The sequence below is a fragment of the Paenibacillus azoreducens genome, assembly GCF_021654775.1.
Lineage (GTDB): Bacteria > Bacillota > Bacilli > Paenibacillales > Paenibacillaceae > Paenibacillus_AQ > Paenibacillus_AQ azoreducens.
On the sequence record NZ_AP025343.1, the window covers coordinates 5,475,856 to 5,498,394 of the forward strand.

A 22,539-nucleotide genomic window follows, 5' to 3' on the forward strand; every position below is an offset into this window, starting at 1 on the left:
CCACCTTTCTACCTTTCTTCCTTCATCATATTGCGAATATAGAAATATCCGACCAAGGAACAAATCGCGAACATAAACACGGCGCAGGCGCTGGCAATGCCTGTTTCATAATAAACCGAAAACTGCTGCTGCATCGCCACCCCAAGTACCTGCGGCGCATTCGGCCCGATGAGGAATGGCGCAGTGAAGCTGCCGATCACGCCCATCACGACAAAGGTCGCGGCAACCAGCATCGATTTGAATGTCATCGGAAAAATAATCCGGAAAAAAATCTGCATTTTTCCCGCTCCGATATCCTTGGCGCTTTCGATGACGGAATTCGGGACGCCGGACAAAGCCGAGCTCAGCATCATCGTCGCAAACGGGATGTTAAACCATAAATTCGCCAGAAGCAGCCCTTTGTAGTCGTAAAGTATTTTCATAAAAGGCGCGTCCGTGAAAAGCAGCATGATGCGCGCCAGCCAGCCGTGATTCCCATACATATTGATCATCCCGTACGTGGCGATGACGGAAGGGATAAACATCGGGATATAATACAGCTTCTCAATCCATTTCGCGAGTTTGCCTGCGGAAAATCTTAAAAATACGGCCAGCATGTAAGTAATCACAAGCACGATCACCGACGAGACCACGGTCAAATTCAAGGTATACAGAATATTGGCTTTCATGCCGGGATCAGTGAACAAATATTTATAATTGTCCCAAGAGAACCCTCCGTCGTTTCCGGTGAGGCTTTCTTTGATCGAAGTCAGGATCGGCACCACGATCATGAAGAGCAGCAAGAGAAACGAAGGAATCACCATGGCGAGGCCCAGCGCGGAGCGCTTGGCTCCGCGGCTGTTCCATGCCTTTTTGAGTGATTTCCCCGTTTCCAGGGACATATTCAACCCTTGCCCGCTCATTGTCCCGCGACTTCCCTTTGCCAGCGTTTCATCGCTTCGGACTCCAGCTCGCCCAGGTTAAAGGAGCGGTAGTCCACGGAAACGCCTTTGAATTTTTCCTGAAGTTCGCTTGGCATATGGGACCATTCGATGCCCGGGAAGCCGTAAATTTTATTCACTACTTCCGCTTGCGCTTCCGGACTGAGTACGAAGTTAATGAAATCATAAGCGGCTTCTTTATGCTTGGACATGTTCGGTACGGTTAGAAGCCCTGGTCCGCCGGTAAAAGCGGGTTCGATCTGGGTCAGCTTGGTCGTAGCCGGCAGCAGTTTTTTGTTGATCTGCTCAAGCGCCATATCGGACCAGGCCGGAATCATGTCGACTTCCCCGTTCGCGAGCAGGTCAAGCGTCCCTTGGTTTTTCTTCGGGTACACGCCCTGCTGGTACATGTCTTTGCCAAGCGCCTTCAGCTGTTCGAACCCTTTGTCCCACTCTTTCATAATGCTCGGGTCCTGATTATGAATCGCATCTTCCGGCAGGGATTTGTACAGTGTCGTCAGCACAAACGATTCGCCGGAGCCTCCCGTTGCAGGGTCGTTGTAGGCAAACCGCCCCGGATGCTCATGAATCCATGCGTACAAATCATCAAGCGTTTTCGGCGGAGAAGGCACCTTCTCGCTGTTATACGCCAGCAGGACGGATGAAGAACGATAAGGAACGGCTTTATTGTTCAGGTCTTTTATGTTGGCGGGATCCATCAGGCTCAGGTTCGGGATCTGCTGCTCGCTCAAACTTTCGAATACTCCATCCTTCTTGTCGGCGGCCATATCGGAACCACCGTTAGCCTCGTAGAGATCCACGTCAACGCTGTCTTTGCCCGCGCGCTTGGCTGCGACAATGCGGTTCATCGTCGCCTGCTCGCCTTGACCGGAAGGAATATATACCAGTTTGACTTTCACCTTATCCTGCTTTTGCTCGTACATTTCCTTCAAATGCTCCCATAGCTCCTGCACGTTTTGCGAACCGCTGAAATAAAATGAAATTTCCGTCGGACTGCCAGACCCGCTTCCTGCAGCGTTCCCTGCTGCCTGAGCATCCGAACCGTTTTTTTCCGTGCCTGAAGAACAGCCGGCAAGAAGCGTCAAAGCCGCCAAAGATGCAAGAAGCATTGCTTTACCTTTACGTTTGAATCCACGGTTAATACTCATCGGTGATTTCCTCCTAGTCGCTCGTTTAATGGGATGTTTTCGCAAAAGCCTTATATTTGCTAAAAGTCAAGGATACCGCTTGTCCGCCCGACAGCTGGCCTGCTTCCTCGCGGGGCAGGAACATCCTCAGCACGCCTGACTCCGTCAGGAGCGTAATTTCGGCATAATGTCCCAGAATCATCACCTGCTTGACCGTAGCGGCCAGTCCAGGCCCGGAAGGATCTTCCCACTTGACGTCTTCGGGACGAACGGCGACGACAACCTCTCCCCGCATTTCCTCCGGATTTGCAAGGCGGTACCGGTTCAGCCGGATGCCTTCCTCGTCCGCCATGCCGTCCAGCATGTTCATGCGGCCGATAAAATTGGCTACGAACAGGGACGCCGGCGCATCGTAAATATGCTGCGGCGATGCGGATTGCTCGATATTTCCCCTGTTCATGACGATGATCCGGTCGGACAGCGACAAAGCTTCTTCCTGGTCATGCGTGACGAACATCATCGTTAGCTTGGCAATGGATTGGATTTCGCGCAGCTCCTCGCGCAGCTCGTTTCGCAGTTTGGCATCCAGCGCGGAGAAAGGCTCATCGAGCAGCAGAACCGCAGGCTCCAGCAGCAGGGCGCGGGCAACCGCCACACGCTGCTGCTGGCCGCCGGAGAGCTCGCCGGGGCGTTTCTTCTCCGTGCCCGGAAGCCGGACGAGGCGCAGGGCGCGGTCTACCGCTTCACGGATTTGCTCCTTGCTTTGTTTTCTGATTTTCAAGCCGAAAGCTAAATTTTCGTAGACGGTCATATGGGGCCACAGATTATAGCTCTGGAACACCATCGCCGTCGGGCGTTTTTCCGGCGGCAGATGCAGAACGCTTTTGCCGGCGATTTGTATGTCCCCGGAATCCGGCTCAAGAAATCCCCCGACCGAACGCAGCACTGTCGTTTTGCCGCAACCGGATGGCCCCAGCAGCGTAACGAGTTCTCCGCGGGCGATATCAAGCGAGATTCCGCTCACGCCGTCGCCGGTTTTATAACGTTTCGTTAAATTTTGGATCGATAATTGGATGGGTGCAGCCATTTGCAAACCTCCCTGCTATTTCATGGTGAAGCCGCTGGACATAACGTCCGCGCTGACGAAACGCCGCGATACGAACAACAGGATGATCGTCGGCAGCGTGAGCAGAATCGAAAAGACCGCTCCGGCGGTTGCCGGATAATCCTGAACGGCTCCGTACATAATCAGCGGCATCGTTTTGTAATCGGGCATGCCGACCATAAACGTTCCCTGCGCTTCGTCCAGCGAAGACAAAAACGTGAAGATCGACGCCACGATAATCCCCGGCATGGCCATCGGCAGCGTAACGCTCCAGAATACGCGCAGCGGCCCTGCTCCCGCATCCCGCGCGGCCTCTTCCTGCGCTTGATGCACGCTTTTAAAAGATGCGGCCGGAATCCAGGTCATGTACATCAGCGTATTGACGATATGGATCAGAACAACTCCCAAGAAGGTGTTCATAAGACCGACCTTGAAAAAAAGCACCGCGATGGCAACGTACAAGCCCATTTTCGGAAACGCGTTGGTCAGCAGAAACGAAAACAAAAACCAACGGCTCAGCGGGAACCGGATGCGCGCAAAGGCGTAGGCGGCCGGTACGCAAATGATGATGGATAATGCGGTAACCACGATCGCGATCAGGAATGACAGCCCGATCGACTTCAAAATTTCCGGTTGGGATAAAACATACTTCCACCAAGTCAAAGACCAGCTCTGGGGAAGTGCCGCCGGAAACTGCCATTGGCCTGAAAAAGCAAGCAGCGCCAGATTGATCAGCGGTCCCAGAAAAAAGAAAATGAACAGGGCGAAAATAACGAATTCGATGATTTTTCGGCTGCCCAGTTTTTTAAAATACCAGCTCAACAACGACCACCTCCAGAATTTCAAATTGGTATCGATACCAATTTGAACAACAATAGACTGCAAGCGTAAAACCGTCACAGTCTTTTCTCCGGCATCAAGCCCGAATGAGCATCCGGTTGACATCGAACAGCCGGCGAATGCTTGACATAAAAGCCGTTTCGAAAATTGGTATCGATACCAATTTCATCATTAGATGTCTTCTCCTGTTGTCCCAGCCTCCTTGCATCTCTTGTTCCTCTTAAGCTTAAAAAGTGAATGTTAAATCCGTTCGGGGTTCGTGTTAATGGAAAGGGCGATTTTTGTTTCAGGAACGTTAACACAAAAAAAGATTCCAAAGAGCATAAACTCCCTGGAATCACCACCATCAGTACATGCAGAGCCGGTCTTTGTATCAAGTCCATTTCTAGCAAAAAATTATATTATTGTCGGTACCATTCCCCCATCTATGCGGATCGGTGATCCTTTGAAGGCGGAGGCCATCGGACTGCAAATGAAAGCAGTCAACCGGCCGATCTCCACAGGTCTGATAAACCGTTGAATTTCGGATTGAGGCAGGTTCTTCGTCATAAAGTCTTTCTCTTTAGCCTCGAAGGTCATCTCTTCGTTCGAATAACTGCTCTCGATGATCTGCTGCACGTTTTCGGAGAGGGTCGGTCCCGGCAGGATCGTGTTCACTGTAACTTCGGCGCCGCGGGTCAACTTGGACAAGCTCTTGGACAATGACAACAGCATGGATTTGGTCACACCATATTGAGGCATCTGTCCGGAAGGCATGACGGCTTCCTCACTCGCGATGAAGATAATACGGCCGAATTCGCGACTCAGCATGGAAGGCAAATAAAACTTGGTTACGTCGTTGGCGGCGAGAAAGTTCGTGCGGAAGTACTTCTCCCATACGGCATCGTCCACGTCGTCATAGGACATGATCTCATAGATGCCCATGCTGTTGACGAGGATATCGACGTGGGGGAAATTCGCGAATAAAGCTTCTCTTTGCCGCGAATCGACGAGATCGGCCATTGCATTTCGAGGTTCTGTTTCCGGGAACGCCGCTTGGATCTCAGCTACCGTGCGCTCAACGTCATCGTTGTTCCGACCATTGATGAGAACATGAACGCCTTCCCTGGCAAGTTCAAGGGCAATCGCTTTTCCTATGCCTCTAGTTGATCCCGTTACTAAAGCTGTCTTATTCTTCAATCCCATATCCATCTGCCTGCACTCCTTATGTCTAGGATAGGGATCATGATACATCGTTTCGCCTATTCGGTAACTAGCGCGGAACGCCAATTTTCTTGCGCGACGCGCCAATTGGCGGGAGTCTCCCCTTTCCATGAGCGGAACGCGCGATAAAACGAATTATGGTCCTCGTAACCGACGAGAAAAGCGACCTCTTTGATCTCCAGCGCAGGGTCTGCCAAGTAAGCGACGGCCATCTCCCGCCTAGTTTTCGATAGCAACTGCTTAAAGCTTGCGCCTTCTTCCGTCAGCCTGCGCTGCAAGGTGCGCTCGCTCATCCCCAACTCCGAGGCTACGGTTTGAATGTCGATTCGCCCTCGAGCTAGGCATCGGGTCAAGATCCACTGCACCTTAGCGCTCACGGTGAGCTGGTTCTGTTGTTCTTCCAGCGTACGATCCAAGGCGGGAGTCAGAATCTCGAGAAGTTCTTCATTGTACGACGTGAACGGGCGGTCCAGATCGTCGCGATTCAGTATTAGCCGATTGCGTCCCGTCCCCATCCGAACGCGGCAACCGAGATAACTTTCAAGGGCTTCAACGTCGCCCATGGGGTTTATGAATTCGACGGAATGTGCCTTCAGATGACGGCCGGTTCCCCGGCGCCCGAACTCAAGCAGATAGGCCAGCGTAATACCGACAAGCACCTGCGGTCCGGGTAGCTCGGCATGCTGCCACTCCAAATCAATAAAGCATTGCTCGCCTTCTTCCTGAATCCTCAAGTTTTCCGGAGGGCACATTTTCTTATAGCGCGCCATTCGGTTCAGCGCGTCCCGGTAGTCGCGAGCGTGAATGGTCGCCAAAGCAGCCGGTGGATACTGTGCTGTCTTGTACGCGGTCGCAAGCTTGACGATTCCCATAGCGGTGTCCCCGACTATTTCGGAATAGGCTTGCCAGATCGAATAATATTGTGCGGTCGTAACTGACGGTTCGGTAATGACGGTTAGCGGTAGACGTGCTTGGCGCGCTACATCAATAGGTTCTATCCCTATTCCCCTCAGGCTGGCCCAGAAACCTGGCGCGATCTTGATACGGTCTGCGGAAGGAGCGTTCATGGCTGTCGACCTCCAAGGACAAAGTCAAATTGCAATAATCCACGAAGCCGCGGACCATTGATTCTTCTGATTATAGCCTAACTTTACGAGGCGAGGCCACCCGATTAATTAATCTGCGGTGGCCTCATGATATGTTTTCTGCGCTATCGTTCCCCTTTACTTAATTCGAATTGCTTTCATCTCCCTTGGCAAGCAGGTTAACGGCCGTTCCAACCCAACCGGCGCTTTGCGCTTCTGGCACTCAGCCATTAACTTGAACATTCCCTCCAAGAAATTCATGGCTATATATCGGAGATTTTTTTCAGCACACGCTGCGCATGTTCTGTTATGGATCGGCAGCATGGTGACCGGAGTAGTCTTGTTCCTGGCTAGCCAGAAGGCGGTCGTCGCGGGTTCAACGGGCCTTATAGTGCCAATTTTGATAAACTCGCTAGTAATAGCGCAATGACTGTACCTGAACCACATACCATTATGGTATATTGGAATTACCCTGCCCGTTAGTTTAATGAGCAGACTGCTTAGCCTGAGTTTTTTTCAACTATCGTACCCGTTATCGCAGTAAACGGTGGCACGTCCAAAAACCTACTCATCCAAGAACTGATTGCGCTAATCGAGATTTCACAGGAATTATAAAATGCGCTTTAGCTGAGTAGTAAGGTCATTACATACAGTATGTATCATTTATAGATATATTTTTGTTTCGCATTTTCTTACCAAGGATTAAACAGGTTTAATTTTCATATTATATTCTGGAACAGAAAAAAGACCAGCTAAATCAAGAATCTTAATTAACTGGTCTCTTCATTCATTCTCATTTAACGATATAAAAAGTCTCATCTAATACTAAACTCTGTCTCATTTATAACCATTACTCACAGCTGCAGCTTTCCGGACGGGAACAGCTCGCGTCGATTCATTTTTTATACGGATTTTATTTCAACTTCAGGTTCTCCAGACTGCCGCCTTTGGCAAAAATCCGTTCTATGCTTTTCTCCACATCCGGGTCAGGAATAAGCGGCGGCGCCTGATGCGGTTTGGTACGGGCGTCAATGATCATATTGTCGCAAGCCCAATGCTTGTGTTCGTAAGCGCTGTTCACGCCATACATATCATGCGACGGATTGCTCCGCGTAAACGTAACCCATAAAAAATTGCTGATCGTTTCGCTAAGGAAGGTGCTGTCATCGCATAAAACGATCAGCGGACACGAATCAAGCGGTCCCTGGGCAGCAATGGCTTCGCTTAAAGCACCAAGCTCCCGCTGCGCTTCCTGGTAATTCGTAAACGCAGCGCCTTGAATGGCCACAATCCCAGGCATCACGAGGCGGGCGTTTGCGAATCCCCGCAGACCCTTCAGCGTCTCCGGCACCTCTTGGCATAATTCCCGTTTCTTGTCGCCATACGCGGCCAAAACCACTTTACTGCCGCTGTTCAGCCCCGTTCCGGAATAATCCAGCGTATCGATCGTCGTATTGGTATAAAAATGAATGTCCCGGCGCAAATTCATGCGTTCCAAAATATAAGTCATAAAACCAACGATGTCATGCGTATCCAGCAGGCGATTCTCCTCAGCCGTAATAAACAAATATTTGGCGAGGCTCAGCTGCCCCGTGCCCAGAATCCGGTTCGCCAAGGTCAGAATCTCCGTCGGCTGCTTCACCCGCTGATAAGGCGTATACCGCTCGCTGCCGATGGCGAACAGCAGGGGGTGAACCCCAGCGGCATCCACGGCATGCACTTCCTTAACTCCCGGAATCTCCTGTTTGATCGCGTCGCCGGTCAACTCGTGAATGAGCTCGCCAAATGACGTATCCTCCTGCGGCGGGCGGCCAACGACGGTGAACGGCCAGATTGCATTTTTTTTCGCAAATACTTTATGAATTTTCATCACCGGAAACGGATGCGTCAAACTGTAATAACCCAAATGGTCGCCGAAAGGCCCTTCCGGCTTGGTGTCGTCCGGATGAATTTCGCCGGTAATCACAAAATCGGCATCGTGGCTGATGCAGTAACCGTCCACATAGCTGTACCGGAAACGGCGGCCGGAAAGCAGGCCGGCAAACAGCATTTCGCTTAACCCTTCCGGAAGCGGCATAATGGCCGACAAGGTATGAGCGGGAGGTCCGCCGACAAAGATGCTGACTTTCAAAGGCTCCCCTTTTTTGTTGGCCTTCGCCTGATGCACGCCAATCCCGCGGTGAATCTGATAATGCAGCCCGATTTCCTGATTGGGCGTGTATTCATTGCCGCTAATCTGAATGCGGTACATCCCCAAATTGGAATTCATCAAGCCAGGCTTGTCCGGATCTTCGGAATACACCTGCGGCAGGGTTACAAATGCGCCCCCGTCCATCGGCCAATGTTGAATCTGCGGGAGGTCCGAAATTTGAATCTCTTCAAAATCGGCGGGAATTCCGCCAAACTTTTTCATCGGCAGCGCGTTAATCGCTCCAAAACCGTTTCCGATATTCTGAAAAGGATGCTTTAGCGCCTGCATCGGATCATCGCGCAGGGCGATAATGCTTTGTGTGCGATCCCATGTGCTGCGGAACATGAACTTGCTGCGCTCCATGTCGCCAAACAAATTCGATACCGCTTGATATTTGGAGCCTTTGACACGCTCAAACAACAATGCGGGACCACCCGCTTCATATACCTTCAAATGGATGGCGGCCATTTCCAGATAAGGGTCCACTTCTTCTTTAATGCGAACCAAATGTCCATGTTTTTCAAGATCTGTAATGCACTCTTTCAAATTCCGATACAATGGTCTGACTCCAATCTCCCTGCGGGCATCGTTTATTTCATCGTAGCAAAAAGCGCCTCTCTTCTCCACCTATAACGTCTTTTTGCCGCTATTTTGTAAAAAGCTGCCGCGCTAACGAAACTGACAATCGCTATTTTAACAAAATAGAGCTCCAAATTAATCTAACGAAACTGACAACCGCTATGAACCGAATTAGAGCGGCATTACGCTCCTTTTTGCTCAAATAACGATATGTAGTTTCGTTACATCTTTTTAGCCGTCGTTTTGGCGGCAATAGCGTGTCTGTGTTTCGTTAGCGTTATGAGGCCACCCGTACTATTAAGAAAAAACGCCCGATCAGGGGCGTTTTAATGATCATGGGCATGACCTTGTCCAAGCTTAAAAACCGTTATAAGTCACGAATTCAGCCACCGGTTTCCGGTATCCGCGCGGTCTTTGTTTGCCGGTGTCCTCTTTTCCCAACGTAATCAGCATGACCGGCACAAAGCGGTCCGGTATGTTTAGTACCTGCTGCACTTTTTCCGGATCAAAACCGACCATCGGACAGGTATCCCAACCTTTATCCTTGGCAATCAGCATAAGCAGCATCGCGGACAAGCTGGCATTGCGGATCGCCTCATCCCGTCTGAACCGCTCCCCGCCATCCTCATACATTTGATGTACGCTGCTGACGGTATCATCGAATTCGCGTTGATCCATAACCCCTAAATTCAGTAAACCTTCATTGATAGGCGCGATATTCCGGTAAGCCTCCATATCACCGAGCACGACGATGACGGCCGAACTGGTTAACACTTTATACTGCTTGTAAGCCGCCTCGTATATTTTATCCTTGAGCTCCTTATCCGTAACGGGCACATAGTGGGTATGCTGCAAATTAAACGCGGAAGGAGCAAATTTAACAAGATTAAACATTTCATTAAGATCCTGCTCGCTGATCGTGATATCTGCGTTGAATTTATTGGCCGATCTCCGGGTTCGTACCAATTCCTCAAACTGGCTCATTATGTATCCTCTCCTCTAAGTACTTTTTCCCAAATATAACAAACTTATTTTATCACATCGACTTTAAAAAAGTAAGTAAATTGATGTGAACGTTCTCCTTTTACCGCTGAAATATTATTCATCTTTCGACCGGCCCCTTACAACGACTTCCATCACATCGCAAATACTTATCCACGGTCCTCGCGAAAAAAAGCCTGCCAAGAATATATCTAACCACCCTTCAACCTTTTGCTTTACCGGATCCATGCCATGGCAGGCCATACAGTTGATCCCCGCGCTCAAGAATCATGAAAAATTGACCGTTTTTACAAGTAATGTTAAGCTTATTTTGCGTATAACTAATTTTCTTTCCTAAAGGAAACTCTCTTTCTTTATTTTAAAAAACAAAGTAAAATGGACAAACGGAAGGAGAACGCTTATGTTAACCCGTGCTCAAAGCCACTGTCTCGAACAAATTTATTTGCTAAGTCAAAAAGACGGCGTTGCCAGAGCCAGGGATATTGCTCAAAATTTGGACGTAGGACCGTCGACGATTACCAAAACGCTGCAGAAGCTGGATCAAATGGACCTGATCGTGTACAACAAATACGAATATATCGTCCTTACCCCGAAAGGGGAGTTAGTTGGCGAAAAGATTGCCCTCAAGCATGAGATCCTGCAGCAATTTATGCTGCTTTTGGAGATTGACCCGGAAACCGCCCACACAGAAGTGGAGCGTATCGAGCATTACGTAAGCGATTCAACCGTTGAACGAATAAAAGAACTCGTGCAATTTTTCAACAGCAATCCTTCCATAGCTGAAACCTTTGCGCGTGTTCATATGGATGCCTATAAAGTTAAAAACGGGAAAGTGGAAGATCCTTAGGCGGAGGCGGGGTAGAGCTGCAGATGACTGAATAAAGCTAATGGATCCGTTCTGTTTTTCATTTCTCATTAGTTCCGCATCGCATAAAAAAGTTGGCTTAAGGAAACATTAATGACATCTTCAATCCCACTTTTTGGAGGCTGCCATGCATTATGTATACAGTTTCTTTTTGCTGGTCGGAGGCCTGTCGATTATCAATGCCGTCTTTTCGTTTCAAAGCAAGCATATTGATCCCCATTTCTGGGAAACGGCCAAATTCCAGCTGCTGATGTTGCCTCTTTTTTATATCGCGAATCTCTGCATAGGGTATGGAGTGCAGTTCGGTTTTAAAGCATCCAACCATCTAAGCCTTGTTCTCGTAACCGCAAAATGTCTGGAAATTTTCATTTCCGTTGCCATGGGATTTTTGTTCCTAAAAGAAATTCCGAACTGGAAAACCTGGCTTGGCCTCGGCATCATCATTGCCGGGGTTGTCGTCGCAAAGCTCAAATGAACAGGGCAAAAAGTTCCCCTTCATCACATCATCACCGTCGGTTGTTTCAAAACGTGAAATATGATCGGAATAAGGCTGCACAGCCGGCCTGCCAAATCAACAGCAAACATAATCACTTTCTTTTACCCTTAAGTCGCTTCTTATGTACTTGGACGCTTCCACTGCTTCTGTGACCCTTTCTCTGTTCCATGGCTGCTCCATTTGCTTTTGTGATACTTCCTTTGTGCTTTGGCTGGCTTCCTCTGCCCCCGGACTGAAAAGCTTGCAAATCTGCATCTTTTCGCGGCTGTTTCCCCCCTTTAAACAGAAAAACCTGCAAATATGCAGGCTTTTCCGGGTTTCAAGATAAAAACCGAAGTTTTATACCGGAATAGATGCACTTTTGCAGGAATTTCCCATTTGCTCCAATATAGCACTAAAAATAGATGCATTTTCGCAGCAATTTCTCTTCTTACACAAGTGTCTGTATCGCGGAGGTGCAAGGTATCCACTTTTTAGAAAGGTACCCATTACTACCAAGAACAAAAAAACGCTCGCGCCGTAAAATGCCGCAGCAAGATCGCTCGAGTTTCCGGTAAGAACACATCAAACAAGATGAAAAAGCTTCAGGGCAATGTATACGGCCACTCCCCAGATGACCAGCGCGGAAATTTTATTGATTGCCGTCAAAATTTTGCCGCCGGTATCCGCATCGCCGACCTTTTTGCCTGCGAATGCCAGAGCGAAAAACCAGATCCAGGATACCGCTATCGTGGAGACCGTAAACAAAAGCTTGTCCACACCCGAATAGCTGAGCGAACTTGTGCCGATAACGCCGATCGTGTCCAATATGGCATGAGGATTCAGCAGAGACACCGACAGGGCAAACATAATCTGTTTTTTGGGTGACATCGCTGCCTCGCGCCGGTCCAACTTGGCGGGTTTGCTTTTCCAAATCGACCAGCCCATGTACAGCAGAAATGCGAGTCCGATAACAAAAATCGCCGTTTGCAGCGCGGGAATCGTAAACACAACCACCGACACGCCAAGCACGGCCAGCAAAATCAGCAAAGAGTCGCAGCAAGCCGCCGTCACGATCACAGGGATCGCTCCCCTGAATTTAGGCTGTGAAGCCCCTTGATTAAACACAAACACATTTTGCGCCCCAAGCGGAAGGATTAACCCGAGCGCCAGCAAAATACCGTGAACCACTGCAGTAAACATGCGCTTCAACATTCCTCTTTCTTATGTTTATGTATTTGGTGTGAATCTACTAACAATTGATTAAAAAATAATATAACCATTATCCTATCATAGAAGCCGGATTCTGTGAATGGGAGGAAGTTTATGTATAATTCGTTAAAAGAAGCCGCCGGAGTGGAACCCCCGGCGGCTTCAAGCTTTATTTTTCCCTGCCGTCAGCATCAGTCGCTTCGCGGATGGCCCGCTGAGCCAGCAGCGCGATGACGGAGTCGTCCATCGGCGGATTATGAAGTCCCGCGCGCACATCGCGGTACATCCGCTCCAGCGGCAGGCTCCGCGATAAGCTGGAGCCGCCTACGATCCGCATCGCCAGATCGACGATGCGGATCGCGTTATTGGTCGCCACCGTTTTGGCGAGCCCAAGCTCCGGCCTCATCGCCGCCCGTCCTGCTGGAAGACGGTCCCAGCGGTCGGCAGCGCTGTACAAAAGCGTACGCGCCGTAATCAGCTCCGACTCCATCTCCCCGATTTTATGCTGAATATGCGGCAGCTCCGCAATCGGCCCAGGCAGGCTGTTGGGCCGGTATTCCGCGGCAAACTTCACCGCATAGTCCCGCGCCGCCCAAGCGATGCCGATATAGCAGGCCGGAATATGCAGAAGAGCGCCGCCGTGATCGGACATGGCCGCTTCGCTTTCGCATTCATTCGTGTCGATTCTTTCCGCTTCCGGGACAAACACGTCCGCAAGCACCAGATCATGACTGCCGGTTCCCCGCATGCCGAGCGTATCCCAAGTCTCGTCGATGCTAACGCCCGGACCTTTACGTACGAAGAACGTACCCGTCCGGTCTTCATCTTCCACAAAGGCGGTCACGGTGAACTGATCCAGAACAGGAATCAGCGAACTGAAGGTTTTGCGCCCGCTCAGCAAATATCCGCCTTCCGTTTTTACGGCGGCGGTTTGCGGCCTTCCGCCGCGGCTCGGGCTGCCTGTAGCAGGTTCGCTCGCAAACTGGTTGATCATCGCTCCCTTACAGGCAACCTCCCGGCAAAATTCAGCGTACAGCTTCTGCGGCCATGACTGCTTGATACGAAGCTGCAGCATCTGGCTGACATGCCAACCGACGGCCAGCGCCGTCGAACCGTCGCCTTTCGCCAGCCGTTCCTGCGCAAGCAGCATTTCATACAAAGAGGCCTCCTCGCCCCCGAATTGCTCCGGCACGGTCAGTTTCAGGTAGCCGGCTTCCCGCAGCTCCTTGAAATTTTCAAAAGGAAAAGAACCTTCGCGATCATGCTGCGCAGCGCGCCCTACAAAGACCGTGGCCAACCTGTCAGACCGGGCGGCAATCTTCTGTTCACGCTCATTTCGTACAAAAGGATCCGATTGGATGAAGTTCATGGGCAATTCTCCCCTCTGCTGCCATCATTCCTTTTATTGTATACTTTTTCAATCGGAATTGTCCAAATCAAAAACAGCTGCCATTATCGCTTCGATACCATCTGTTTATGTTTCGCGGAATAAGCGTGGTACATTCGCCAGCCCGTCAGCAGCGCCGCCGCGAGACAGATGCAGGAGGAAACGGTGAATACGGTATGCATTCCGCTTAGGAAAATATCCGGCCGGCCCGGAACAAGCCCTGTCACCCGGTGCCCGGCTTTGCTGCTCATCACATGGAACAGCGTCGTTGTTGCGACCGTGATTCCGACAACCATCCCCACGTTCCGGACCAGCGAATTGACGCTTCCCGCCGAACCAAGCTGGGTGCGCGGAACCTGCGACATGACCAGCGAATTGTTCGGTGACTGGAATAATCCGCTGCCGATGCCAAGCATCGCTATCCATAGACCAACGATCGCCAGCGGACTGCCTTCATGCAGCGCTGCCAACCCGAACTGGGCAATCACCATCACGACCAGCCCGGCAAAGGTCAACGGTTCCGAGCCGACTTTATCGGAAAGCGCACCGCTGATCGGCGCGATCACCACCATGCAGATCGGAAACAGCATCAGCAGAAAACCTGCGGCAAACGGAGACAAATTCAGCATATTTTGCGCGTAAAACGGTGCGATGATATTGAAACAGAAGTTCGCCGTAAAGACCAGAAAGCCGCATAAGATGCTAACCGAAAATAGCGGATTTTTAAACAGGGACAGCTCGACCAGAGGATCCCGGCGGATCATCTCCACGCGCAAAAACCAAATCAATGCCGCGGCTGCGAGCACCAGCGACAGAATAATCCAAAGGTTGCCGTATCCCGTTTGCTGACCCAGCAGCAGTCCGGCAAACAGCGCAATGATAAAGACCGCAAACAACAGGCTGCCCGGCGCGTCGATCTTGGCTTTTACCTTCACCAAATCTGCGGGCAGAACCTTCCATCCGATAAGAATGGCGGCAAGTCCGATCGGCACATTCACCCAGAAAATATATTCCCAGCCGAGCGAAGATATGATGATTCCACCGAGACTCGGCCCGGCAATGCTCCCAAGCGAAACAAACGTGCCGATGAGCCCAAGCGCTTTGCCCCGCTCATTCCCCGGGAAAATATCGGTAATGATGCCCTGGCTGTTAGCCATCGTCATCGAAGCTCCCAGCGCTTGAATGATGCGCGATATGACCAAAAACGTCAGCGAGCAGCTAAACCCGCACAAAAGCGAGCCAATCACAAAAATATAAGTTCCCAGTTTGAACATGCGGATTTTTCCAACCATGTCCCCCAGCTTTCCGAAAAAAAGGATCACGCTGCAGATGGCCATCAGGTATCCCGTCGTCACCCATTCAACTTGGGCAATCGGCAGCCCCATTTGTTTGGATAAAACGGGCAGCGCGATGTTGACAATACTGCCGTCCAACGTGGACATGAAAGTGAATAAATTTAAAACGACAAGAATCAGCCAGCGTTTTTTCTGCACCGCCGCATCTTCCTGGTAAGTAGCAAAAGCTGAGCCCATAAATACCTCCTCGATTTGATGTGTATGCTTTTTAGTTGCAGGCGCAACTAAATATGTGAAACCAGTGTACTCTAAATTAGTTGCATACGCAACATTGTTGGGATAAAATATTTTTACTTGTTCAATCGCCTTTACTATACTTGTTTCCGATATAACTCATCCTGAAGAGGTGCAACCGTGAAAAAGGAACCTATTGGCAAAATAATTTCATACATACACCGCTCTAACCAGAAAATTCTCGCCAAACATCTGGCTCCTTATGGAATAGGGGGCGGCGGACAGCACAGCTTTCTGAAAGTCGTGCTCCGCAAACCGGGAATTAATCAGGACCAGCTCACGCAGGAGCTGAAGTTCGATAAAGCCACCACCGCCAGATCCGTCAAGCAGTTGGAGCAATCCGGGTACATCAAGCGGATTCCCGACCCGGACGACCGGCGGTCCCTGCTGCTGTATCCGACGCCCAAAGCCGAGGAATTCGCGCCCGTGCTGCAGTCCATCCTGGATGACGCCAGTAAAAGACTTGCGATGTATCTAAGCCCGGAGGAAGAAGATCAACTGCTCGCGCTTCTGCATAAAATCGACCGTAGTCTCTCCGATTGGGAAGATTCCTAATGACATAATGATTGACCTTCATGCAAAAAGCCGCCAAACTTCTTCCATGTTTGACGGCTTGACCTGCGTTTGGGCTAGCCAAACGGACTATTTGTTTATTTGTTAAATCGCTAATCCAATGAACCTGCGACGATCTTTCCTTGAAATAAGGTTGCAGCCCTTGCAGCCCTTCTGGCAACCGCTTCGGCGGAGCAGGAGGCTTCCACCAGCACCAGGCTGGCTTCGTCACCAACCTGCGGCCAAGCCCGCAAGCCGGCTTGATCCAGCGGAGTGATGCCATCCGTAATATACCCCAAAGTCTGTCCTAGTTGACGCTCATCCACCCAATGCGATATTTCCGCCAGGCGTCCCGCCCGCTCCAGAATATCCCCGTTTCCGAATGGCGACCATATATCGTAAACGTTATCGCATCCGACGGCTACGGATACCCCATGGTTATGCAGCAGCTGAACGGGAGGAAATTTCCGGCCCATCGGAACGCTTGTAATGATGGTAATACCGGCGTCAGCCAATAACCCGGCCATTTCCGCAGCTTGTGCGGCCGAAACATCTCCCAGGCTGAACGCATGGCTGACCGCCACTCTGCCTTGAAGTCCGGCTTCCACCGTCAGCTCCGCCAGCCGTTTGATCGTAAATATTCCCAGACGGTCCGGATCATGCAAATGCAGATCGATGCCTGCATTTTCTTCGGCAGCAATGGCTACCATCGTTTGCAAAGATTTTTCCAAATCCCCGTCTACAGTAGCCGGATCAACGCCTCCAACAAGCGAAGCTCCCTTACGGACGGCTTCCCTAACCAGCTTTTCCGAACCTGAGCGAAGCAGCCCCTGCTGCGGAAATGCCACGATTTCATGCGAAAGTTTGCCCTCAAATTTGCGAAGCGCATGCTGAACCTCCTCCAGATGCGAATGCCCTGCCTCAGGAAAAATATCCACATGCGTGCGGATATGCGTCACTCCCGACTTTAGAGCCGCTTCCAGGTAGTTTGCGGCGCTTTCGGATATCGGCAGCGAACGTACAGAATCAAATCCTTTCTCTTCATCCAGTCGTTCAAAAATCGATCCCACCGGGGTAACCGCTCTCCAGCGTCCGCCCAGCAGCGTTTTGTCCAAATGGCAATGCTTTTCCACAAAAGAAGGAAGAACCAGGCGGAATCCCGCGTCTTTTTGCGGAAGCTGATCCGTAATCGGTTGATCCGCCGGAATGATTTTCGCAATATTTCCGTTTTCGATCAGTAGATGCGCCGCTTCCGTTTTCGTCCCGGTGATGACATTGCCGCTGGTCTGATAACCGCTCTCCAACCGGGCATTCATAAGCCAATACCGATGTTCCATTATCTATCATCCTTTCCGAGTGCCGCTAAGGCTCCATGTTGAATTGGGTTCAGCGTGCAGACGAAGACGTCTCAAAGACCAGGTTTCCTTTGAAGAAAACCGCTAACCGTTTTGCCCTTCTTGCTACAGCTTCAGCGGAGCAGCTTGCATCCACGAACACCACGTTCGCTTCGTCCCCAACCCGCGGCCACACCTGCTCCCCGCTTCGGTTCAGCGGCGTGATCCCTCCGGTAATATAACCGAGTGCTTGTCCCAATGCGAGCTCATCCACCAGATGAAAACGTTCTGCCAGCGTTCCCGCTTTTTCAAGCATATCCCCCTTTCCGAACGGGGACCAGTGATCCGTAATGCTGTCATCCCCAAGCGACACCTTCACCCCGCGCTCATGCAGCAGCGGAATCGGAATGGTCCGGCCCAACGGTACGGAGGATGCGATCGAGATGCCAAGACCGGCCAGTCGGTCGCAGGCCGCCGCGGCTTTTTCCTGGGGAATATCTGCAAGCGCCAGCGCATGGCTTAAAGTAACTCTCCCCTGCCAGCCGGCTTCTTCCGTCAAATCGGCAAGCCGTTGGAATGTGAATAGGCCCAAATGTCCCCCGTCATGAATATGCAAATCGATATCCGCATCCGCTTCTACCGCAAGCTCCATCGTGGTCTCCAGCGATTTCTCAATGTCGCCGTCAACCGTCGCCGGATCAACGCCGCCAACTAGTGAAGCGCCGTTTTTCAAAGCTTGTCTCATCAGGGATACGGATTGGCTGCGCAATAGTCCATGCTGCGGAAACGCTACGATTTCAATCTCGGCCTTGCCTTTGTAATCTTCCGCCGCCTGAAGCGTCGCCTCAAGATTGCCCAGCCCAATGACAGGATCTATATTGCAGTGGCTGCGGATGCGCGTTGTACCGGACCCGATCAGCAAATCGATCAGCTGGCCTGCTCTTTCTCTGGCCGCGGGCAGCAGCCGGGGAAGCAGTTCCCGCTCCTCCTCCAGCCTTGTAAAAATTCCGTTCGCCGGAATCGACGGAGCTTTCCATGGCCCGCCATAATAAGTTTTGTCCAAATGGATATGCATATCCCGGAAAGAAGGCAGCATCAGTATGCCATTCATATGCTGCTTAGGCAGCGGATCTTCAAGTTTGCTTGCGGCGGATATGATTTCCGCGATTTTTCCGTTCTCCACCCTGATATGGAACAGGCTAGTTTCGGTTTCGGCCACGGCACCGCTTTCGTACCGATATCCGGTTTCCAGACGGACGTCTGTCAGCCAGTATTGGGCATCCTGCATAGCTTTTACTGCCTCCTTTTCATTCCGAATCTCTCATCAATTCTACCTTTATGGCTTTTCATAGAGTATGCTAACATGGGAGATAATATATGAAAAATATTAATAATATTCCTTTTACTAATCTTTTTCATATACTAAGGAGGCCGACCCAACGGATGGATATTAGACAACTGAAATACTTTATTGCCATTGCGGAAGAACGGAAAATTTCGGCGGCAGCCCAAAGACTGCATCTGTCCCAACCTCCGTTAAGCCAGCAGCTGAAAGCGATGGAGGAAGAACTCGGCACCATACTCGTCGAGCGCAGCGGCAAGCTGCTTGAATTGACCGAATCCGGCAAAGCTTTATACCGCTATGCCCTGCAAATGACGCAGCTGATGGAAGAGGCCGTGTCCGAAGTGAAGGAAGTCGGAAACGGCGTAAAAGGAAATCTGAATATCGGAATTAACACGCTCTCCTCCGTCGAACTGCCGACAATTCTTCATCGGTTTAAGGCTATGTATCCCCATGTCACCTATAAAATCCAGCAAAACGAATCCTCCCGGCTCTGTGAGCTGGTAAAAAAAAGAGTATTGGAGCTGGCCATCATCCGCCTGCCTTTGGAGCTCGATGATTTTACGGTCACCCATTTGCATACGGAGCCGTTTTATTTTATGACCTCGCACCCGAACCCGGACTTTGAGCAAGGAACTTCTCTTGCCAAATTGACAGGTTATCCGCTGATGCTCCCCAGCACGGAGGGCCTTGGCGTGCATTACTCCATTCTAATGGCCTTTTCCGCGCAGCAGATCAAGCCGAACATCGTCGCCGAATGCTCTGATATCCCGCTGCTGCTAAGGCTGGTATCGTCCGGCTTCGGTTCCGCCATCGTGCCTGAAACCGTGATTGCCCAGCTCCCAGAACACGGAATTTACGCCTACAAAATAACGGAACCGCATCTCTCCGCCGCCACGGGTCTGATTTCGCTCAAAGGACATCATTTATCCGCGGCCGCGCAGCATTTTATGGAACTGATTCATGGCGGCAAATAACCGCAGTTGCATTAGATCAGAATGCGCCTAACGAAACTGGAAAGCGTTATAGCCGTAAAAATGATACCAATTTAAATGTAACGAAACTACAGATCGTTATTTGGCGGAAATACGGCTGAATAAATCCATGTTGAGCTAAATAGCGTGTCCTGGTTTCGTTAGCCATTTTAGAATCTCATTTTAGCCCAAATAACGATTGTGTGTTTCGTTAGATTATGAATTGCCGAGACTTTCTCGACAGCTTTAAAGCCTGCAAAAAATGCAGGCTTTAAGATCGAAATCAAATAATATGAACATTGATATTAGACTCGCTATAGTCAGGCACTGCATGATTAGTCATTCGTAAAACAATCGTTCTTCCGGAAAACCCCAGTCTTTGTGTGTAAATCATCATCAGGTAAGTAAATTGCGCAGGAGAGAAAAACGTGCAGAATCATTATATTAGGTAGAGTCAAACATTTGCTTGATTCGGCGAGTTATCCATGGGGGAATTTGCTCTGCCGGCCAGTTGTTCAATAGTTCAAATGTTTTTTTTATTTATTGGAATTCCAGCGGTCATAAGCTCCTTGATACAGCTCAACGATCCGGTCGGAACCCATCTTCTTGACTTGGGCGATATAGTTGTCCCAATTGGAAAGCGGCTCCTGCCCCGTCACGAACTTCGCTTCCATCTGCTGGACGTAAGTGTCCAGATCGGATGACAATGCGGATGCTTCCGTTTGTTCTTCATTGGTCAGATACACGTTTGGAAAAGGCGATTTGCCAATAGGGACAAGCTTTTCGGCATTTTCTTTGTCAATCCAGTCATCAAAGCTTGAACGCAGTCCCTTCGAAACCTCCGGATCGCTGATGCCCGGCGTCAGGATGCCGAAATTCGGCGTTATCGTGCCGCGATACTCTTCGCGGTCGCCGCCGCCAGGAACCGGCAGCCATTCTTTAATGTGATTTTCTTTATCTTTATATTTCCAGAGCAAACCTTCAGGGCCTTGGTTAAACAGCGTGGAGCCTTCGTAGCTGTAAGTGTAATCAATCCAGCGCATCGTCGCTTCCGGAGCCGGGTTTTTGCTCGAAATGGCAAAAGTGCCGTTGGCAGACATGCCCGGATGTTTGCCGTAAACCGGAGTTCCCGGAATTTCGCTGGATACCGGCGTCATAAGCGGATTATCTTCGCCAGGTTCGCCGCCGAGCGTGAAATATGGGTAGTAATCATTAAACAACGCGATTTTATTGCTTTGCCCTTTGGCTTTTTTCTGTTCCGGCGTTTGCGAGAATGTCTCATGATCCAGCAAATCTTCCTTCCACAAACGGTTCAGGAAGGTCAAATATCCTTTATACCCTTCTTCCTGCGGGGCGTAATGGACTTTGCCGTCCTTGTCGGCATAAATTCTCTCGCCGTACATTCCCCAGAATCCGAAGAAATACATGCGCAGATCGTCCAGTTTGACGGACGTCAAAGGGATTTCGTCTTTCTTGCCGTTTCCGTTCGGATCTTCTTCTTTAACCCGTTTCAGGAAAGTATACAATTCTTCCGTGGTCTTAGGCAGCTCCTTAATATTAAGCGCTTTCAAAAACTTTCCGTTATACCACATCGGACTGCGGTACCAGACGGCCCCCGTATCGATAAAAGGCAGTGCATACATATGGCCGTCCGGCGTCGTAAACGATTTGCGAACATCCGGATGTTCGTCAAGGATCTTCTTAATGTTCGGAGCATATCCTTCATCGATGTATTTTTCAAGCGGGATCAGCACGCCTTGCGATCCGTAAGTCACCTGTTCCGCCGGCTTTAAGTCCGCCGCATAAAAAATATCCGGCATATCCCCGCTGGCGAAGATCAGGTTTTTCTTCGTTGCAAAGCTATCAATCGGCGTAAGCTGATATTCCATATGAATGCCTGTCAGCTTCTCCATCTCTTGCATGACTGGCATTTTGCCCCAATCGGCTTTTCCCGCGTCTTGCGACATGATTTTGAGCGTAAGCGGCTTGTCGACGATCGGAAAACCTTCTTTCTTTACTCCTTCCGCCTTTGACGAACCGTCAGTACCGGATGTTGCGGCTTCACCTCCCTTGGACGAACCGCATGCCGCCAGTAAGCTTGCAGACACTGCAAGACAAAGCAAAATCGATGATGCCTTGCGGATTTCCTTCATGACAACAACTCCCTTTTCAAGTTATGGATCTATGGCAAGATCAGTCCTTTTATGGAACCAATCGTGACACCACGCAAAAATTACGCAAAATAACTTTAAGGAATGAATACAATGACAATGTCCGAAAGCTGCCTTCATGTTCATGATGGCGTATACACGTGGCGCGGTGATTTCTGATTTGTTGTCTGAATGCGGCCGCTGCTGAAGGGTTTATCCCCCTCGGTCCGGCAATGACACCGCTTACAACCCAAAATAGCGAACCTTCAGCGAAGCGTAAATATGCCATTTTTAGCATCCGCCCCAAATGCGCTTGGCGCCTGGACCAAAATGAAATCGCAGATGGAACGGCCTGCGTGAAATATGTGATTTTTGTCTGGAAACATGACCTTTTTGATTGCAACAGCAAAAATAACATTCATTTTCCCTCCCTTTTTCCACCAAACAACGCTATGAAATCAAAAATGCCATGTATGCGTTTACAATTTATTTGGCGTCTCTCCTCTTTTTTATGCTCTGTATAAGTTTGAACCAAATTGTACGGATGAAGGCAGCCGGAAATGTTCCTTTTGAATCGCTGCCCGCT

19 protein-coding genes are annotated in these 22,539 nt (G+C 50.2%); 4 read left to right on the forward strand and 15 right to left on the reverse strand.

Annotated features, from left to right (window positions below):
• Positions 1–8 precede the first annotated feature (8 nt).
• The 8 genes from L6442_RS24335 to L6442_RS24370 form a co-directional block, all read right to left on the reverse strand.
• Positions 9–902 (reverse strand): ABC transporter permease, encoded by an 894-nt coding sequence (locus L6442_RS24335; RefSeq protein WP_212981227.1) that lies wholly within the window; start codon positions 900–902, stop codon positions 9–11.
• Complete coding sequence (locus L6442_RS24340) at positions 899–2,089, reverse strand: extracellular solute-binding protein (RefSeq protein WP_212981228.1); 1,191 nt, start codon at positions 2,087–2,089, stop codon at positions 899–901. Before L6442_RS24340 ends, L6442_RS24335 begins: the two co-directional genes overlap by 4 nt.
• Positions 2,090–2,114: 25 nt before the next feature.
• Positions 2,115–3,155, reverse strand: coding sequence for an ABC transporter ATP-binding protein (locus tag L6442_RS24345; RefSeq protein ID WP_212981229.1), 1,041 nt, complete (start codon positions 3,153–3,155; stop codon positions 2,115–2,117).
• A gap of 15 nt (positions 3,156–3,170) precedes the next feature.
• Complete coding sequence (locus L6442_RS24350) at positions 3,171–3,995, reverse strand: ABC transporter permease (protein ID WP_194233397.1); 825 nt, start codon at positions 3,993–3,995, stop codon at positions 3,171–3,173.
• Positions 3,996–4,409: 414 nt separating this feature from the next.
• Positions 4,410–5,204 (reverse strand): SDR family NAD(P)-dependent oxidoreductase, encoded by a 795-nt coding sequence (locus L6442_RS24355; protein WP_194233383.1) that lies wholly within the window; start codon positions 5,202–5,204, stop codon positions 4,410–4,412.
• Between the two features lie 50 nt (positions 5,205–5,254).
• Positions 5,255–6,283: a helix-turn-helix transcriptional regulator gene (locus tag L6442_RS24360; RefSeq protein WP_212981230.1), complete on the reverse strand. Its 1,029-nt coding sequence runs from the start codon at positions 6,281–6,283 to the stop codon at positions 5,255–5,257.
• Between the two features lie 931 nt (positions 6,284–7,214).
• Complete coding sequence (locus tag L6442_RS24365) at positions 7,215–9,050, reverse strand: UbiD family decarboxylase (RefSeq protein WP_212981231.1); 1,836 nt, start codon at positions 9,048–9,050, stop codon at positions 7,215–7,217.
• A 378-nt stretch (positions 9,051–9,428) separates the two neighbouring features.
• Positions 9,429–10,055 (reverse strand): nitroreductase family protein, encoded by a 627-nt coding sequence (locus tag L6442_RS24370; protein WP_212981232.1) that lies wholly within the window; start codon positions 10,053–10,055, stop codon positions 9,429–9,431.
• A 418-nt stretch (positions 10,056–10,473) separates the two neighbouring features.
• Between L6442_RS24370 and L6442_RS24375 the strand changes: the two genes are divergently transcribed.
• Together L6442_RS24375 and L6442_RS24380 are read left to right on the forward strand one after the other, a co-directional pair.
• On the forward strand, positions 10,474–10,920 hold the full coding sequence (locus L6442_RS24375) for a metal-dependent transcriptional regulator (RefSeq protein WP_212981233.1): 447 nt from the start codon (positions 10,474–10,476) through the stop codon (positions 10,918–10,920).
• Between the two features lie 145 nt (positions 10,921–11,065).
• Entirely contained in the window at positions 11,066–11,413 is a 348-nt protein-coding gene (locus L6442_RS24380; protein WP_194233372.1) for a hypothetical protein, read from the forward strand.
• A gap of 585 nt (positions 11,414–11,998) precedes the next feature.
• Here the strand turns inward: L6442_RS24380 and L6442_RS24385 are convergent.
• From L6442_RS24385 to L6442_RS24395, 3 genes are all read right to left on the reverse strand, one after another.
• Positions 11,999–12,616 (reverse strand): LysE/ArgO family amino acid transporter, encoded by a 618-nt coding sequence (locus L6442_RS24385; protein WP_212981234.1) that lies wholly within the window; start codon positions 12,614–12,616, stop codon positions 11,999–12,001.
• A 178-nt stretch (positions 12,617–12,794) separates the two neighbouring features.
• A complete protein-coding gene (locus tag L6442_RS24390) occupies positions 12,795–13,994 on the reverse strand; it encodes an acyl-CoA dehydrogenase family protein (RefSeq protein WP_212981235.1) in 1,200 nt (399 codons plus the stop codon).
• Between the two features lie 83 nt (positions 13,995–14,077).
• A complete protein-coding gene (locus L6442_RS24395) occupies positions 14,078–15,544 on the reverse strand; it encodes an MFS transporter (RefSeq protein ID WP_212981236.1) in 1,467 nt (488 codons plus the stop codon).
• Positions 15,545–15,721: 177 nt separating this feature from the next.
• Here L6442_RS24395 and L6442_RS24400 point away from each other — a divergent pair, with 177 nt between their 5' ends.
• Positions 15,722–16,156 carry a MarR family winged helix-turn-helix transcriptional regulator gene (locus L6442_RS24400; protein ID WP_194233368.1) on the forward strand — a complete coding sequence of 145 codons (435 nt, stop codon included), beginning with the start codon at positions 15,722–15,724 and terminating at the stop codon, positions 16,154–16,156.
• Positions 16,157–16,266: 110 nt separating this feature from the next.
• Here the strand turns inward: L6442_RS24400 and L6442_RS24405 are convergent, their stop codons facing one another.
• Positions 16,267–17,490, reverse strand: coding sequence for an amidohydrolase (locus L6442_RS24405; protein WP_212981237.1), 1,224 nt, complete (start codon positions 17,488–17,490; stop codon positions 16,267–16,269).
• A gap of 49 nt (positions 17,491–17,539) precedes the next feature.
• Positions 17,540–18,775, reverse strand: a complete 1,236-nt coding sequence (locus tag L6442_RS24410; RefSeq protein WP_212981238.1) for an amidohydrolase family protein — start codon at positions 18,773–18,775, stop codon at positions 17,540–17,542.
• 155 nt (positions 18,776–18,930) lie between these two features.
• Here L6442_RS24410 and L6442_RS24415 point away from each other — a divergent pair, with 155 nt between their 5' ends.
• The gene (locus L6442_RS24415) at positions 18,931–19,806 is read left to right on the forward strand and encodes a LysR family transcriptional regulator (protein WP_212981239.1); all 876 of its coding nucleotides are present in this window, start codon (positions 18,931–18,933) and stop codon (positions 19,804–19,806) included.
• A gap of 533 nt (positions 19,807–20,339) precedes the next feature.
• On the opposite strand, the gene L6442_RS24420 is transcribed toward L6442_RS24415, so the two are convergent.
• Together L6442_RS24420 and L6442_RS24425 are read right to left on the reverse strand one after the other, a co-directional pair.
• The gene (locus tag L6442_RS24420; protein WP_212981240.1) at positions 20,340–21,956 is read right to left on the reverse strand and encodes a type 2 periplasmic-binding domain-containing protein; all 1,617 of its coding nucleotides are present in this window, start codon (positions 21,954–21,956) and stop codon (positions 20,340–20,342) included.
• Positions 21,957–22,219: 263 nt separating this feature from the next.
• The gene (locus tag L6442_RS24425; RefSeq protein ID WP_212981241.1) at positions 22,220–22,375 is read right to left on the reverse strand and encodes a hypothetical protein; all 156 of its coding nucleotides are present in this window, start codon (positions 22,373–22,375) and stop codon (positions 22,220–22,222) included.
• Positions 22,376–22,539 lie beyond the last annotated feature (164 nt).

Bases quoted from the DNA above. Each gene is read 5' to 3' on its own strand.
- L6442_RS24335 (WP_212981227.1), bottom strand. From the start codon at position 902: ATGAGCGGGCAAGGGTTGAATATGTCCCTGGAAACGGGGAAATCACTC.
- L6442_RS24340 (WP_212981228.1), bottom strand. From the start codon at position 2,089: ATGAGTATTAACCGTGGATTCAAACGTAAAGGTAAAGCAATGCTTCTT.
- L6442_RS24345 (WP_212981229.1), bottom strand. From the start codon at position 3,155: ATGGCTGCACCCATCCAATTATCGATCCAAAATTTAACGAAACGTTAT.
- L6442_RS24355 (WP_194233383.1), bottom strand. From the start codon at position 5,204: ATGGATATGGGATTGAAGAATAAGACAGCTTTAGTAACGGGATCAACT.
- L6442_RS24360 (WP_212981230.1), bottom strand. From the start codon at position 6,283: ATGAACGCTCCTTCCGCAGACCGTATCAAGATCGCGCCAGGTTTCTGG.
- L6442_RS24370 (WP_212981232.1), bottom strand. From the start codon at position 10,055: ATGAGCCAGTTTGAGGAATTGGTACGAACCCGGAGATCGGCCAATAAA.
- L6442_RS24375 (WP_212981233.1), top strand. From the start codon at position 10,474: ATGTTAACCCGTGCTCAAAGCCACTGTCTCGAACAAATTTATTTGCTA.
- L6442_RS24380 (WP_194233372.1), top strand. From the start codon at position 11,066: ATGCATTATGTATACAGTTTCTTTTTGCTGGTCGGAGGCCTGTCGATT.
- L6442_RS24385 (WP_212981234.1), bottom strand. From the start codon at position 12,616: ATGTTTACTGCAGTGGTTCACGGTATTTTGCTGGCGCTCGGGTTAATC.
- L6442_RS24390 (WP_212981235.1), bottom strand. From the start codon at position 13,994: ATGAACTTCATCCAATCGGATCCTTTTGTACGAAATGAGCGTGAACAG.
- L6442_RS24395 (WP_212981236.1), bottom strand. From the start codon at position 15,544: ATGGGCTCAGCTTTTGCTACTTACCAGGAAGATGCGGCGGTGCAGAAA.
- L6442_RS24405 (WP_212981237.1), bottom strand. From the start codon at position 17,490: ATGGAACATCGGTATTGGCTTATGAATGCCCGGTTGGAGAGCGGTTAT.
- L6442_RS24410 (WP_212981238.1), bottom strand. From the start codon at position 18,775: ATGCAGGATGCCCAATACTGGCTGACAGACGTCCGTCTGGAAACCGGA.
- L6442_RS24415 (WP_212981239.1), top strand. From the start codon at position 18,931: ATGGATATTAGACAACTGAAATACTTTATTGCCATTGCGGAAGAACGG.
- L6442_RS24420 (WP_212981240.1), bottom strand. From the start codon at position 21,956: ATGAAGGAAATCCGCAAGGCATCATCGATTTTGCTTTGTCTTGCAGTG.
- L6442_RS24425 (WP_212981241.1), bottom strand. From the start codon at position 22,375: ATGAATGTTATTTTTGCTGTTGCAATCAAAAAGGTCATGTTTCCAGAC.